The sequence below is a fragment of the Polynucleobacter necessarius genome (assembly GCF_900096755.1).
In the GTDB taxonomy this organism is placed as follows: Bacteria; Pseudomonadota; Gammaproteobacteria; order Burkholderiales; family Burkholderiaceae; genus Polynucleobacter; species Polynucleobacter necessarius_K.
The window spans coordinates 1,404,582-1,419,065 of sequence record NZ_LT615227.1 but is presented as its reverse complement, the minus strand read 5'-3'; the positions used below and the strand labels follow the sequence as shown (position 1 = coordinate 1,419,065).

At 46.7% G+C, this 14,484-nt stretch carries 13 protein-coding genes and 1 tRNA gene; 1 reads left to right on the top strand and 13 read right to left on the bottom strand.

Going from position 1 to position 14,484, the window contains the following annotated elements; translation table 11 throughout:
- Positions 1-28 precede the first annotated feature (28 nt).
- The 7 genes from DXE27_RS07435 to DXE27_RS07405 are packed head-to-tail and all read right to left on the bottom strand — an operon-like array spanning position 29 to position 9,195.
- On the bottom strand, positions 29-547 hold the full coding sequence (locus DXE27_RS07435; RefSeq protein ID WP_331852066.1) for a class I SAM-dependent methyltransferase: 519 nt from the start codon (positions 545-547) through the stop codon (positions 29-31).
- Positions 519-1,721: a tryptophan--tRNA ligase gene (locus tag DXE27_RS07430; RefSeq protein WP_128113483.1), complete on the bottom strand. Its 1,203-nt coding sequence runs from the start codon at positions 1,719-1,721 to the stop codon at positions 519-521. The genes DXE27_RS07435 and DXE27_RS07430 overlap by 29 nt, the downstream gene beginning before the upstream one ends.
- A gap of 25 nt (positions 1,722-1,746) precedes the next feature.
- Positions 1,747-2,595: a 3',5'-nucleoside bisphosphate phosphatase gene (locus DXE27_RS07425; protein WP_128113482.1), complete on the bottom strand. Its 849-nt coding sequence runs from the start codon at positions 2,593-2,595 to the stop codon at positions 1,747-1,749.
- Positions 2,596-2,604: 9 nt separating this feature from the next.
- Positions 2,605-3,708 carry a cell division protein ZapE gene (zapE, locus tag DXE27_RS07420; RefSeq protein ID WP_128113481.1) on the bottom strand — a complete coding sequence of 368 codons (1,104 nt, stop codon included), beginning with the start codon at positions 3,706-3,708 and terminating at the stop codon, positions 2,605-2,607.
- Entirely contained in the window at positions 3,709-5,145 is a 1,437-nt protein-coding gene (lpdA, locus tag DXE27_RS07415) for a dihydrolipoyl dehydrogenase (protein ID WP_128113480.1), read from the bottom strand.
- Positions 5,146-5,157: 12 nt separating this feature from the next.
- Entirely contained in the window at positions 5,158-6,291 is a 1,134-nt protein-coding gene (gene odhB / locus DXE27_RS07410) for a 2-oxoglutarate dehydrogenase complex dihydrolipoyllysine-residue succinyltransferase (RefSeq protein WP_128113479.1), read from the bottom strand.
- A gap of 48 nt (positions 6,292-6,339) precedes the next feature.
- Positions 6,340-9,195, bottom strand: a complete 2,856-nt coding sequence (locus tag DXE27_RS07405) for a 2-oxoglutarate dehydrogenase E1 component (RefSeq protein WP_128113478.1) — start codon at positions 9,193-9,195, stop codon at positions 6,340-6,342.
- Between the two features lie 499 nt (positions 9,196-9,694).
- Between DXE27_RS07405 and DXE27_RS07400 the strand changes: the two genes are divergently transcribed.
- A complete protein-coding gene (locus tag DXE27_RS07400; RefSeq protein ID WP_197712364.1) occupies positions 9,695-10,210 on the top strand; it encodes a response regulator in 516 nt (171 codons plus the stop codon).
- 81 nt (positions 10,211-10,291) lie between these two features.
- On the opposite strand, the gene DXE27_RS07395 is transcribed toward DXE27_RS07400, so the two are convergent.
- The 6 genes from DXE27_RS07395 to pheT all read right to left on the bottom strand — a co-directional run bounded on the left by DXE27_RS07395 (position 10,292) and on the right by pheT (position 14,478).
- Positions 10,292-10,573, bottom strand: a complete 282-nt coding sequence (locus DXE27_RS07395; protein ID WP_128113477.1) for an H-NS histone family protein — start codon at positions 10,571-10,573, stop codon at positions 10,292-10,294.
- Positions 10,574-10,752: 179 nt separating this feature from the next.
- The gene (locus tag DXE27_RS09845; protein WP_231969736.1) at positions 10,753-10,989 is read right to left on the bottom strand and encodes a PaaI family thioesterase; all 237 of its coding nucleotides are present in this window, start codon (positions 10,987-10,989) and stop codon (positions 10,753-10,755) included.
- A gap of 226 nt (positions 10,990-11,215) precedes the next feature.
- A tRNA-Pro gene (locus tag DXE27_RS07385) sits at positions 11,216-11,292 on the bottom strand.
- A gap of 25 nt (positions 11,293-11,317) precedes the next feature.
- The gene (locus DXE27_RS07380) at positions 11,318-11,668 is read right to left on the bottom strand and encodes a MerR family transcriptional regulator (protein ID WP_128113476.1); all 351 of its coding nucleotides are present in this window, start codon (positions 11,666-11,668) and stop codon (positions 11,318-11,320) included.
- Complete coding sequence (locus DXE27_RS07375; protein ID WP_128113475.1) at positions 11,646-11,969, bottom strand: integration host factor subunit alpha; 324 nt, start codon at positions 11,967-11,969, stop codon at positions 11,646-11,648. The genes DXE27_RS07380 and DXE27_RS07375 overlap by 23 nt, the downstream gene beginning before the upstream one ends.
- A gap of 49 nt (positions 11,970-12,018) precedes the next feature.
- Positions 12,019-14,478, bottom strand: coding sequence for a phenylalanine--tRNA ligase subunit beta (gene pheT, locus DXE27_RS07370; protein WP_128113474.1), 2,460 nt, complete (start codon positions 14,476-14,478; stop codon positions 12,019-12,021).
- Between the last annotated feature and the right edge of the window lie 6 nt (positions 14,479-14,484).

The window sequence follows — 14,484 nt, the reverse complement described above, 5'->3', positions numbered from 1 at the left end:
CGCTGAACCATGGCTGGTTTGGGCTGGTCTACGTAAAAATATCTTCATAAGCCACCACTTTAAGGCCGTGCAGAGCTGAAAAAGCAAGCAATTCCCCTGGATTTAAGAGGAAATTAGGGTTCGATGGCTTCCCAAAATCGCCATTTCCCTGGGCAAAGGTTTCATAGATCAAGACCCCTCCTTTTTGCAGCATTTTTGGCAATTGATCGAGGTGGGGACGATAGAGGTAATTGGTCACCACTATGCCAGCCACCTCCAGATCATTCAGGGGCCAAACTTCGAGCTCAAGATCTAGGGTTTTAGCTGTAATCGATGGATTCTGTAGCAAGCTGATATTCGATACATCCTGATCAACAGCCAAGACGCTATAACCAAGCTCTGCTAATAGGCGTGAATGGCGACCAGATCCACATGCAAGATCTATCACTGTACCGCCTTTGGGAATGGCGGGAGCAAAATGTCGCACCCAAGACGATGGGTTGAGAGTTACCTCATGCAGCGTAGTCAAACTTGCAGCCTTAATCGTATGCAAGGCCCATTGACTCACGGACCTCGCGCATGGTTTCTTGAGCAACCTTGCGCGCCTTATCGCAACCATCGGCAATGATGGAGCGCAATAAGCTCGGATCATCCAAATGCTTTTGAGCGCGCTCAAACATCGGTTGCTGCTCTGCAAGAATGGCGTCGATCACAGGCTGCTTGCATTCCAAACAGCCAATACCGGCAGATTTACAGCCCTTGTCCACCCATTGTTTAGTTTCTTCATTGGAGTAAACCGTGTGCAATTGCCATACAGGACAACGCGCAGGATCGCCTGCATCTGTTCTGCGAACGCGCGCAGGATCCGTTGGCATGGTGCGAATCTTCTTAATCACATCTTCAGGATTTTCGCGAATGCTAATCGTATTGCCATAGGACTTAGACATCTTCTGACCATCAATGCCCGGCATACGTGATGCCGTTGTGAGCAATGCTTGAGGTTCTGGCAGAATAATTTTGCGTGCGCCCTCTAAGAATCCAAAGAGTCTTTCGCGATCAGCCATTGATAGGCTTTGCGCCTCTTGCAATAAAGCCTTGGCTTGCTCAAGAGCCTCATCATCACCGCGCTCTTGAAAGGCAACACGTAACTCTGCATACATCTTGGCGCGTTTACTACCCAATTTCTTCACCGCTTCCAATGCTTTTTCTTCAAAGCCTGGCTCACGTCCATATAGATAGTTAAAGCGGCGCGCAACTTCACGCGTCATCTCTACGTGCGGCACTTGGTCTTCACCTACCGGCACATACTGCGCGCGATAAGTCAAAATATCTGCAGCCTGCAGCAATGGATAACCTAAAAAGCCATAGGTTTGAAGGTCTTTTTCTTTGAGCTTCTCAATCTGATCTTTATAGGTCGGAACGCGCTCGAGCCAGCCCAATGGGGTTCCCATGGATAGCAATAAAAAGAGTTCAGCATGCTCAGGAACCTTGCTTTGAATAAACAAAGTGGCTTGGTTTGGATCTACGCCAGTAGCCAACCAGTCAATCACCATATCCCAAACAGATTGCTCGATCACATCTGGTGTTTCGTAGTGCGTAGTTAACGCGTGCCAATCGGCGACAAAAAAGAAGCATGGATACTCGGACTGCAGACGTACCCAATTCTTTAGGGCCCCATGGTAATGGCCAAGGTGCAAATTACCCGTAGGTCGCATGCCAGAGAGAACACGTTCAGCAAACATCTTTAGTCTTTATCGTCGTTATGAATTAATGAAATGCAGACCACACCGGTGTGAGGTGGTCAGGCAAATGCGGCAAATTTCCAAGATCAATATGGCTTTCATTGGGATCGTGAAAATCTGACCCACGAGAAGCTAAAAATCCATATTGCTGGGCTATCTTGCCATAAGTTTGGTACTGATGAGGGCTATGGCTTCCGGTGATCACTTCAATAGCCAATCCACCGATATCTTTGAAATGCTTAAAGAGCGCATCCATCTGCATAGCGTTGAGCTTATAGCGTCCAGGGTGGGCAATGACTGCAACGCCGCCAGCCGCTTTAATCCAAGCTACTGCCTCATCCAAAGTCGCCCACTGGTGTGGTACATAACCTGGCTTATCTTCAATCAAATAATTTTTAAATACGTGCTCTGTATCTTTGCAAACACCCTGCTCCACTAAAAAGCGCGCAAAGTGCGTTCTCGAAATTAATTCATGATTACCCGCAAAATGCAGAGCGCCTTCATAAGCGCCGGGAATTCCCGCTTTGAGTAATTGCTCGGCCATGAGTTTGGCGCGATTACCGCGACCATCACGGGTACGACGCAAGCCTTCAATAATTCCAAGGTGCTCGGCATCAATACCTAAGCCAACGATGTGAATAGTTTGCCCCATCCAGGTTACGGAGATTTCTACACCAGCGAGGTAGTCAATCTTTAAAGCACTCGCCGCTTCACGCGCACGTTGCTGACCACCGAGCTCATCATGATCTGTCAGCGCCCACAAATGAACGCCATTGGCCTTAGCTCTTTCCGCCAACTCTTCAGGCGTCAGCGTGCCGTCAGAAATCACTGAGTGGCAATGCAAATCGGCATTAAGGGGTGAAAAGCTGCTCATGACCCTATTTTAGGTCAAGCTGGTGTCAATTACCCGGCGCGGAGCATCTAGGTAGTCACGAGACTGCATCTCGATCAAACGGGACACCGTTCTTGAGAATTCTGCGGTAATTTGACCTTCCGTGTACAAATCCGGGGCTGGGACCTCAGCGGAGATAATTAACTTAATCTTATGGTCGTATAAGACGTCAATTAGCCAAATAAAACGACGGGCTTCATTGGTCATTCTCGGAGGCATGTAAGGAACCCCAGAAAGAATCACCGTATGAAACTGATTGGCAATTTCTAGGTAGTCATTTTGGGAGCGTGGACCGCAACAGAGCGTTTGGAAGTCAAACCACACTACACCATCACCCATATGCAATGACTTGAGCTCGCGCGACTCAATACTCAGAACTGGGTTGAATACTTCCTGTTGATTGCCAATCAGATTAGTAAACATCTCCAATAGGCGTGTATCGGTTTTCTCATTGAGCGGCGTTAAATACGCCTCTACTTGCGCCATCTGCACGCGGCGGTAATCATTGCCCGCATCCACGTTTAATACATCGAGCTTTTCTTCCAACAGCTTAATTGCCGGCAACAATCGATCGCGGTGTAAGCCATTTGGATAAAGTTGATCGGGTCGATAGTTCGACGTCATCACAAACTGCACACGATCAGCAAATAGAGCGCTTAGTAAGCGATACAAAATCATGGCATCAGCGATGTCATTAATATGAAACTCATCAAAGCAAATCAAACGATAACGTTTTGCAATTCGCTTAGAAAGCTCATCCAAAGGATCCGATAGGCCTGAGAGCTCATGCAACTCACGATGAACTTCACGCATGAATTCATGAAAATGGATGCGAACCTTCTTTTCTAGTGGTGAAGCCGCATAAAAGCAGTCCATCAAAAAGGATTTTCCGCGACCCGCCCCACCCCAGAGATATAAACCCCTGGGTAAAGTCGGCTTGAATATTTTTTTCTTGAGATTGCTACTGCGAATATCTTTGTAGGCAATCCATTCATCTTCGCACTGCTGTAAACGCTCTACAGCGCGAAGCTGCGCGGGATCACTTTGATACCCGCGCGCTTTTAACTCTTGTTGGTAAAACTCAATGGTTTTCAATTACATATTTAATGCACGTGAGTCTGTCGCTAACGCTGCTTCGCGCATCACTTCAGACAAACTTGGATGTGCATGACAGATGCGAGCAATATCTTCTGCTGCTGCTTTGAATTCCATTGCAACTGCCGCTTCAGCAATCAGGTCTGAGGCATTTGCACCGATGATGTGTACGCCGAGAATCTCATCTGTCTTCGCATCAGCCAATACCTTGATGAAACCATCAGCACGACCCATGCCTAATGCACGGCCGTTAGCAGCAAATGGGAACTGACCTGCTTTATAAGCAACACCAGCTTCTTTGAGCGCTTGTTCTGTTTTGCCAACCCATGCAATCTCAGGATCCGTGTAGATAACCCAAGGAATACAGTTGTAATCAATGTGTGGTTTTTGACCCGCAATCACTTCAGCAGCCAAAACACCCTCATCCTCTGCTTTATGTGCCAACATTGGTCCGCGCACTACGTCACCTACGGCGTAAACGCCAGGCGCTGCGGTTGCACAAGTATGGTCATCGATTGGAATGAAGCCACGCTCATCCACTTTGAGGCCAATCTTGTCTAGACCTAATTTGTCGGTGTTTGGTACGCGACCAACAGAAACAATTAAGCGCTCGCATTCCAACTTAGCGGCTTTACCAGCGCTATCAGTGTAGTTAACCACTACACCCTTCTTGTCCGCTTTAACGTCGCCAATTTTGACGCCGGTATTGATGCTCAAACCTTGCTTAGCAAATAACTTTTGAGCTTCTTTAGCGATACTGACATCACAGGCACCCAAGAAAGAGGGCATTGCTTCAAGAACTGTCACTTCGGCGCCAAGACGACGCCATACAGAACCCAATTCCAAGCCGATTACGCCGGCACCGATTACACCTAATTTCTTAGGAGCGGAATCAAATTTAAGCGCGCCTTCGTTATCGCAAATCAATACATTATCAACAGCAATACCAGGAAGGTGACGTGCTTTAGAACCAGTTGCAATAATTACATTCTTGCCGGTTACTGTAGTTTTGTCTTTTCCATCAATTTTGATTTGATAGCCGTCAGCACCCTTGCCTTCAAATGAAGCATGACCTTTTATCAAAGTGATTTTGTTCTTGTGGAACAAATACTGAATACCACCAGTCATCTTGGTAACGATGTCATCTTTGCGGGCAATCATCTTCTTAGAGTCGATGCTTACTGAACCCACTTTAATTCCGTGATCAGCAGCATGATGGTTGATCTTCTCGAATTTTTCTGAAGATGCCAACAAAGCTTTGGAAGGAATACAACCTACGTTTAAGCAAGTACCACCTAAGCGTGGCTCACCTTTAGGATCGTCATAGGAACTAGATTCAGCACAGGCAACCTTAAAGCCGAGTTGCGCTGCACGAATAGCGGCGATGTAGCCACCAGGGCCACCACCAATTACAACTACGTCAAAAGCTTGGCTCATGATCTTCCCTTCTTACAAATCAAGGAGAAGACGTGAAGGATCTTCCAAAGCATCCTTCATAGCAACCAAACCAAGCACAGCTTCGCGGCCGTCAATGATGCGGTGATCGTATGACAAGGCGAGGTAGTTAATTGGGCGAACAACGACTTGGCCGTTTTCAACAACAGCGCGGTCTTTAGTGGCGTGGATACCCAAAATAGCGGATTGTGGTGGGTTGATGATTGGAGTAGAAAGCATGGAGCCGAATACACCACCGTTAGAGATGGAGAATGTGCCGCCAGTCAACTCTTCAATCGACAACTTACCTTCACGAGCTTTAGTACCGAACTCGGCAATCTTCTTCTCGATATCAGCTAAGTTCATTTGGTCAACGTCACGCAAAATTGGAACTACCAAGCCACGTGGTGAACTTACAGCGATACCGATATCAAAGTAACCGTGGTAAACGATGTCGTTGCCATCAACAGAAGCATTGAGCAATGGGAATTTCTTCAAAGCGTGAGTAGCTGCTTTAACGAAGAAAGACATGAAACCCAACTTCACGCCGTGAGTCTTCTCAAACTGGTCTTTGTATTTGTTACGCAAAGCAATCACTGGACCCATCTTGACTTCATTGAATGTAGTCAAGATGGCGTTGTTTGCTTGAGACTCAAGCAAACGCTCAGCAATACGAGCACGCAAGCGGCTCATTGGTACGCGCTCTTCTGGGCGATCGCCCATTGGAATTGGTGCACTTGGCAATGCAGCTGATTTGGCGCCGCCTGCAGAAGCGTTTAGTGCATCACCCTTAGTGATACGACCATCGCGTCCAGAACCAGCAACTTGTCCAGCGTCAACACCCTTCTCTGCAAGAATTTTTGCGGCTGAAGGAGCTGCTGCTTTTGCTGGAGCTGCGGCTGCAACAGCAGTGCTGTCGATCTTCGCGATCAATTGCTCGGCAATAACAGTGCCACCGTCAGCAACAACGATTTCTGTGAGAACGCCGGCGGATGGCGCTGGAACTTCGAGAACCACTTTATCTGTTTCGATTTCGATCAAGATCTCGTCTTGACCTACAGCGTCACCAACTTTCTTTTTCCATTGCAACAAAGTTGCTTCAGCAACTGACTCAGAGAGTTGTGGAACTTTAACTTCGAAAATAGCCATGATTAATCCTGTTTATATGTATGTGTGTTTGTTGAGTTATGAAGACGATTATTTCGTGATCACGTAACCTTTTAATTTGGCAAATGCCGCATTCAATAAAGACTTCTGCTGCTCTTGATGGAGATGTGCATAACCACAAGCTGGTGAAGCTGATGCAGGACGGCCCGCATAACCCAACTTCATGCCATCAGACATGTTTTCCAAGATGTTGTGCTGTACAAAGAACCAAGCACCCTGGTTTTGTGGCTCATCCTGACACCACACCACGTCTTCCAACTTATGATACTTCTTCATCTCAGCAGTCAATGCTTTATGCGGGAATGGATAGAGCTGCTCCAAGCGAATGATGGCTACATCGCCAATCTTCTTCTCGGCACGCTGTTTAACCAAGTCGTAATAGACCTTGCCAGAACACATGACCAAACGGGTGACCTGTTTAGCATCGATAGAATCATCGCGCTCACCGATTACAGTTTGGAAACCACCTTTTGTAAATTCAGATAACGGTGATGCAGCTTCTTTATTACGCAGCAATGATTTTGGTGTCATCAAGATCAGCGGCTTGCGGAACTGACGAATCATTTGACGACGCAACACGTGGAAGATTTGCGCTGCTGTAGTTGGCTGAATCACCTGCATATTGGTATTAGCACACAACTGCATAAAGCGCTCAAGACGTGCGGAAGAATGCTCTGGACCTTGACCTTCGTAACCGTGCGGCAACATCATGACCAAGCCGTTTGCACGACCCCACTTCACTTCACCGGAAGCGATGAACTGGTCAATAACCACTTGCGCACCGTTTGCGAAGTCGCCAAACTGGGCTTCCCAAATGGTTAAGGTGTTTGGTTCAGCTGCGGCATAGCCGTATTCAAAACCAAGTACAGCCTCTTCAGAAAGAATCGAGTCAATCACCACAAACGGTGCTTGATCCTTAGTAACGTGCTGAAGCGCAATGTAAGTACCGGTGTCCCACTTCTCACGATTTTGCTCATGCAATACCGCGTGACGGTGAGTAAAGGTACCGCGTCCGCTATCTTCACCAGATAAGCGTACTGGGTAGCCACTTGCAACTAAGGATGCGAAAGCCATGTGCTCACCCATACCCCAGTCAACATTGGCCTCACCGCGACCCATAGCAGCACGGTCGTTGTAGACCTTGGCAACTAATGGATGGGCTTTGAAGCCTTCAGGAATGGTTGAGATCTTTTTAGCCAAACGCTTCCACTCAGTTAATGGAATCGCTGTATCCGCTTCATCGGTCCACTTCTTATTCAAGAATGGTGACCAATCTACTGCAAACTTACCTTTAAAGTTGCTCAATACTGGATCAGAGGTTTGCTTACCTTCATCCATCGCAGCACGGTACTCTTTAACCATTAAGTCGCCAGTACCAGCTGGCAATACACCTTGAGTCTCTAACTTGTCTGCGTAGAGCTTACGTGTGCCAGGATGCGCAGCAATGATCTTGTACATCAACGGCTGAGTCATTGCAGGTGTATCTTGCTCGTTGTGGCCCAATTTACGGAAGCAGATGATGTCAACCGCAACGTCCTTATGGAACTTCATGCGGAACTCAACAGCCAACTTCGTTGCCAATACAACAGCTTCTGGATCATCGCCGTTCACATGCAATACCGGAGCATCCACAATCTTCATGGTGTCCGTGCAATACAAGCTTGAACGTAAATCGCGTGGATCAGATGTTGTGAAACCAATTTGGTTATTAATCACAATGTGCATTGTGCCGCCCGTGGAATAGCCACGAACTTCAGACATTGCCAATGTTTCTTGCATCACGCCCTGACCTGCAATCGCAGCATCACCGTGAACCAAAACTGGCATGACCTGCTCACCCAACATATCGCCACGACGCTCCATACGAGCGCGTGCAGAACCTTCAACTACTGGGTTCACGATTTCTAAATGGGATGGGTTAAATGCCAATGACAAGTGAACAGGGCCGCCAGGAGTAGAAATATCGCTTGAGAAACCTTGGTGATATTTAACGTCACCGGCTGGCAATGTTTCCGGACCCTTATGCTCAAACTCAGCAAACAAGTCTTTAGGCATCTTGCCCAAAGTGTTTACTAATACATTGAGACGACCACGGTGGGCCATACCAATAACGATCTCTTGAATACCTTTGTTGCCAGAGTCACGAATCAGCTCGTCCATACAGGCGATGAAGCTTTCACCACCCTCGAGAGAGAAACGCTTTTGACCAACATATTTAGCCTGGAGGTAACGCTCTAGACCTTCAGCAGCGGTAACGCGGTCCAAGATTTGACGCTTCTCATCCACATTAAATTGTGGGGTTGAGCGAATGGACTCTAACTTCTCTTGCCACCACTTCTTAATCTTCTGGTCGGCAATAAACATGAACTCGACACCAATCGTGCCGCAGTAGGTTTCGCGCAATGCTTGAAGCAAATCGCGCAAAGACATTTCGTTTTTGCCGAAGAATGTATTACTTGTATTGAAGACGATATCCATATCGCCATCTGTAAAGCCATAGAAAGCGGGATCTAATTCAGGAATGTCCTGGCGCTCTGTCCGCTTTAATGGATCTAAGTTTGCCCAGCGATTGCCAACGTTACGATACGCGGCAATTAACTGCTGAACAGCAACGCGTTTGCGGCCCATCTCTGAGTCAGCCGAATCAGAAATCGTTCTGATAGGACCTTGCTTAGCGCGCTCAGCAAATGAAGCAACAATCGGTCCGTGAGCAATATCAGTTCGAGATGAACCGTCAACCGCTGGAACCTGTTTCACGTTATCGAAATAATCTCGCCAATGATCAGCTACGGAAGCTGGATCGTGCAAGTAGGATTCGTAGAGTTCCTCTACGTAGGGGGCGTTTCCGCCGAAGAGATAGGAGTTATCTCTTTGATCCTGCATCATGATGCTCACCTTTCATCGGGTTTCCCGAATAAAAACTGTGGGTATAACCATCCGCTTAACGGCTGTACCGTCTCACGAATTGCTCTGTGCAAATACTGGTACTACGACAGTAATTTAACACGATTGACCATTGACAGATAAAGGGCTTTCCCTGATTTAAAGGGTTTTGGGGGTATTTCCCTAGAAACGCAATTGAATAAGAATTTTCCTACCCCGCTTTCAAGGATTACCGACAGATTTGCCGTGATTTGATTTTTATTCTCTAAATCTTCAATTGAATTAATGAAATTAAGGTTAAGGGAAATATGAAATCAATTACCCCAGAAATGGAATATCTCAGCACCAGACAGAGCGCCAAGGTATTGCAGGTCTCGCTTGGAACCGAACCGTCCAGAAAATGGTGGAGTTAGGTGAATTAATTGCCTGGAAGACTCGAGGCGGCCACAGGCGGATATTGGCCAGCTCGCCAGATCAACAGCTACAAAGAAGAAAACGCGCAATGCGCCAGAAAACTACTCAAAACTGTATTGCAGTGGGGATATTTAGGCGCAGTGAAAATGGCCAAGAATTACTAGAATCCATTGCCGATTGGCAGCTAAAAGTGGATATGGAGGTTGCTGTGGACAGTCTAGAGGGTCTGATGAAGGCGGTTTCATTGGCTCCCAACCTTATCTTTTTGGATGCCTTGATACCCCCAGTTGAGCAAGTCCATTTAATCCATTATTTGAGTAACAACAAGGACACGCAGAGGATTCCTATTCTAGTAGATGAAGGTTTTATCAAGCTTCACCCAGGGGTTGTTGCCCTGGCAGACGAGAATCATGGCAGCCGCCCCCCCTTTTTTTTAACAGAGTGCATAAAAGAAGAGCTTGAGAATGGCCTTATTGAGCTAAACCCCCTCATCATTGTTTATCCAGCCACCACAGCTGAATCAAATGGGGTTTGGGCGGATGGCAATCGTCATGAATTGCTAGAAGCGCTCTTCTTAGAGGCATTAGCCAGGAAGTGTATTTAAAGCTAGAAAATGCTGAAAAGAAAAAAGGCCGCTGATAGCGGCCTTTTAAATATCCTTATTTAATTCAAGGACTTAGATAAATTAGATCAGATAAGCACTGCGATCCTTGCCATCAATCCACTTAGGAGCCTTGCCGCGACCCGTCCATGTCTCGCCTGTGGATGAATTGCGGTACTTTGGCGCTACTTTGCCACCAACGCTCTTGCCTGCCTTGCGACTAAATAAGTCTGAGGCTGACAAGCCGTATTGCTCAATAATGAGCTTTGCCTTAGCAATGCCATCAGCCTTTTCAAGCGCTATCGCCTCTTTAATCTGTTTGTCCAGCTGCTCACGTTGGGCTAATAGCTCTTTATAAGAAGGCATGTATTTTTCTCCGAATAATAGGTTATGTGGAATAGTTTTATTAAAACTATTAACTCACATTATATAAATCGGATTATTCATCAATATCTATTAATAAGAATAATGACCCTTATTTGTTGAGGATAAATCAATTGAGCCGAATTAATATTGATAATAATTATTATCAATAATCACACTTATTACTTTCTCAACATAAATGTGCCGCTGGATTTAGCGGTCATCTCGCCGGACTCACTTAAAACAACGGCTTCGCAGTAATTAATAGACTTGCCAGCCTTCAGCACCCTGCCTTCTACGACGATTTTTCCAACGCTAGTACGCAAAAATCTGGTGGTCATATCAATAGTGATGACTCCCAAAGGATGGTTAAACGAGCTACGAGCAGCTGCAGCCATTGCAAAATCCAGCAAGGTCATAATCAGGCCGCCATGGGCCACCCTGAAAACTATTGGTGAACTCGGGCTTTAAGTCCAAACTGATGCGGGACTTGCCCCCTTCCGCCATCTCTGGGACCACACCCAAGTGATCAAGAAAAGGAATATTGAGACCAAAGAAACTAGTTGGTTCACGATCAGGATTTGTGGGATTGGTTGTGTTTGTCATGGAATAAATTAAACCACTAAACAAGACACGAGAGAGAAATGGTCGGGGCGAGAGGATTTGAACCTCCGACCACATGCACCCCATGCATGTACGCTACCAGGCTGCGCTACGCCCCGACGAAAGACAAAATTGTATCAGTAACTATTTAGTGAGAATTTGCAGAACTGCTAGCAATTCATCGCGTAGGCGGAGCTCTCCGCGCACCTCATCAAGACGGTTACGTGCACCGCTGATGGTGAAGCCCTCTTCATATAAGAGCGCTCGAATTTTGCGAATCAACACCACTTCATGATGTTGATAGTAGCGACGATTGCCACGGCGTTTTTGCGGACTTAACTGGGAAAACTCTTGCTCCCAGTAGCGCAATACATGCGAACGCACGCCACAAAGATCAGCTACCTCACCAATAGTGAAGTAGCGTTTAGCAGGTATAGGGGGAAGTTGAGAGCTCGGTAGTGCCGAGCTTGCATCAAACTCGGTTTTCTCGAGCATGTGACTCCACTACATCTTTAAGCTTTTGACTTGCATGAAAAGTAACTACACGTCTTGCAGCAATCGGAATCATCTGACCTGTTTTTGGATTGCGGCCAGGGCGAGCCGATTTATTGCGCAACTGAAAATTACCAAAGCCTGAGATCTTGACCTCAACACCGGTTTCAAGTGACTGGCCAATGTGATCAAAAAACGCATCGATCATATCTTTTGCTTCACGCTTATTTAAACCAACCTGGTCAAAAAGTGCTTCAGAAAGCTCATTTTTGGTAACGGTATCGTTTGAGGTCAATTCAGTCATTGCAAGTCTCTTTGGTAACCATTTATTTGATTTATAAGTAATACTAAACCTAGCGCAGACGAGCTGCGCACTTTTTCTCAACGGCGCCCAATAAAGCAGCCATTACTGCATCAATTTGGGGATCTTGTAACGTTTCTTGTGGATTTAAGAGGGTCACTCGGAAAGCCAAGCTCTTCTCGTCATCCGCCATACTGGCCGAGCCTGATTTTGGCTTGAATTCATCAAAAAGCTCAATTGCACGCACAAAGTTTTGTTTGCTAGCTGCCATTGCATCTAATAATAACTGCGCAGAAACGCTTTGCTTTACAACTACTGCCAAATCACGTTGCACCGCGGGGAATTTACTTAATTCCTCTGGCACGGGCAATCCAAGTTCACGAATTGGCTCTAAATCTAACTCAAATAACACTGGTGCTTGTGGCAACTCATAGGCTTGCTGCAGGCCAGGATGCAATTCACCAATCCAGCCAATAGAAATATTGTTTTTGCCGGCTTTCAAGAAAACCTGTGCTGAACGGCCTGGATGCAGCGCTGGATGCTGAGCAGCTTCAGTCACAAAATGCAGAGGATCCAATACACGCTCAAGATCACCCTTCACATCAAAGAAATCTACCGCTCTTGTGGCGCTAGCCCATTGCTCAGGCACAAATGATCCATAAGCCAAACCGCCAATCTTTTGCGGTTGAGAAAAGCCTGCTACTTTGCCAGCCTCTTCCTGGACATTAACATCACGCTTAAATACGCGCCCAGTCTCAAACAATCGTACACGCCCTGCTCCGCGGTTCAAATTGGCCTTGAGGTTGTTTAACAAACCACCCCAAAGATTGCTACGCATTACGCCATATTGACTAGCGATTGGGTTTAGCACCGCACTAATGTCTTTTTCAGTAGCTCCTGCTAAACGCTTTTCACTTTCGATATCCGTGAAACCAAAGTTCACTGCCTCTTGATAGCCTTGTAGCGCCAAACGCTGACGCAATAAATGAACGCCACGCTTTGCTTCAGCTTTGGCACTCATTTTTAATGAGGCTACTGGCGGTTGATCTGGGATATTTTCAAAGCCGTACATACGTGCGACTTCTTCAATTAAATCTTCTTCGATTTCAATATCAAAGCGATAGCTTGGAGGGGTAACAATAAATGCGTCGCCCTCTTGCTTGAATTCAAAACCCAAGCGCTTAAATACATCACCAACCACTTCTTTTGTTAGTGGAATACCAATCACTTTTTCTGCTCTTGCCAAACGCATTTTGACGGGCTTGCGTTCTGGAACATTTAAAACTTGATCGTCAACTGGACCTGCTTGGCCGCCGCACACTTCAATAATTAAGGCGCTGAGGTATTCCAGGCAGTTAACGGTGTTTTGTGGATCTACGCCACGCTCAAAGCGATGCGCAGCATCAGTGCTGAAATTAAAACGGCGTGCACGTCCTCCTTGGACGGCTGAAGGCAACCAATAAGCCGCCTCAACATAAACATTCTTGGTGTCATCAGTTACAGCGCAGTGGTTGCCACCCATAATGCCGGCAAGTGCAACTGGACCTGATTGGTCAGCAACTACGCCAGCGTCTTGTAGCTTGCCAGCTGTATCGGGATCCTGCAAGGTTACAGTCTGACCATTTAATAATTCAAGCGTTTCACCTGCTTTAGCCCAGCGAACAGCGATATCGCCATTTAACTTATCAATATCAAATACGTGAGTAGGCTGACCCATTTCTAACATCACATAATTAGAAAGATCCACCATTGCTGAAATACTTCTTTGGCCTGCACGCGCTAAACGTTGCACGATCCATTCAGGCGTTTTAGCCTGTGGGTTTACGCCACGAATCACACGACCCGCAAAACGCCCACAAAGCTCTTTGTTTTCTACAGTAACTTTACGCTTATCTTCAATTGATACTGCTGGAGGAGTCCACTTAGGCGCACACAGTGCAGCACCAGTAATCGCAGAAACTTCTCTAGCCATACCCATTAATGAGAGGCAATCGGCTTTATTGGGGGTTAGCTTGATGACAAATATCTGGTCATCTAAATCAAGATATTCACGGATGTCTTTTCCGACAGGCGCATCAGCAGACAACTCTAGAATGCCCTCGTGATCATCGCCCAGGCCGAGTTCACGACCAGAGCAGAGCATGCCTTGGCTCTCGACGCCACGCAGCTTGCCAACCTTAATCATGAAAGGCTTGCCACCCGCTTCAGCAGGAGGTAATTCAGCACCAACCATGGCACAAGGAATCTTAATGCCGGCACGCGCATTTGGAGCACCGCATACGATTTGCAATTCTTGTCCTGTACCGGCGTCTACTTTACAAACACGCAAACGGTCTGCATCAGGATGTTGCTCTGCAGATAGAATCTGCGCAATCACAATCTTGGTAAATGCAGGTGCAACCGAATGCTGCTTTTCAACTTCTAAGCCAGCCATTGTCATTGCATGACCAAGCGCATCGCTATCGAGCGATGGGTTTACATACTGACGGAGCCAAGATTCAGAAAATTGCATAGCGCG

Bases quoted from the DNA above. Each gene is read 5' to 3' on its own strand.
- DXE27_RS07430 (WP_128113483.1), bottom strand. From the start codon at position 1,721: ATGTTTGCTGAACGTGTTCTCTCTGGCATGCGACCTACGGGTAATTTG.
- DXE27_RS07425 (WP_128113482.1), bottom strand. From the start codon at position 2,595: ATGAGCAGCTTTTCACCCCTTAATGCCGATTTGCATTGCCACTCAGTG.
- lpdA (WP_128113480.1), bottom strand. From the start codon at position 5,145: ATGAGCCAAGCTTTTGACGTAGTTGTAATTGGTGGTGGCCCTGGTGGC.
- odhB (WP_128113479.1), bottom strand. From the start codon at position 6,291: ATGGCTATTTTCGAAGTTAAAGTTCCACAACTCTCTGAGTCAGTTGCT.
- DXE27_RS07405 (WP_128113478.1), bottom strand. From the start codon at position 9,195: ATGATGCAGGATCAAAGAGATAACTCCTATCTCTTCGGCGGAAACGCC.
- DXE27_RS07400 (WP_197712364.1), top strand. From the start codon at position 9,695: ATGCGCCAGAAAACTACTCAAAACTGTATTGCAGTGGGGATATTTAGG.
- DXE27_RS07395 (WP_128113477.1), bottom strand. From the start codon at position 10,573: ATGCCTTCTTATAAAGAGCTATTAGCCCAACGTGAGCAGCTGGACAAA.
- DXE27_RS09845 (WP_231969736.1), bottom strand. From the start codon at position 10,989: ATGACCTTGCTGGATTTTGCAATGGCTGCAGCTGCTCGTAGCTCGTTT.
- DXE27_RS07380 (WP_128113476.1), bottom strand. From the start codon at position 11,668: ATGCTCGAGAAAACCGAGTTTGATGCAAGCTCGGCACTACCGAGCTCT.
- DXE27_RS07375 (WP_128113475.1), bottom strand. From the start codon at position 11,969: ATGACTGAATTGACCTCAAACGATACCGTTACCAAAAATGAGCTTTCT.
- pheT (WP_128113474.1), bottom strand. From the start codon at position 14,478: ATGCAATTTTCTGAATCTTGGCTCCGTCAGTATGTAAACCCATCGCTC.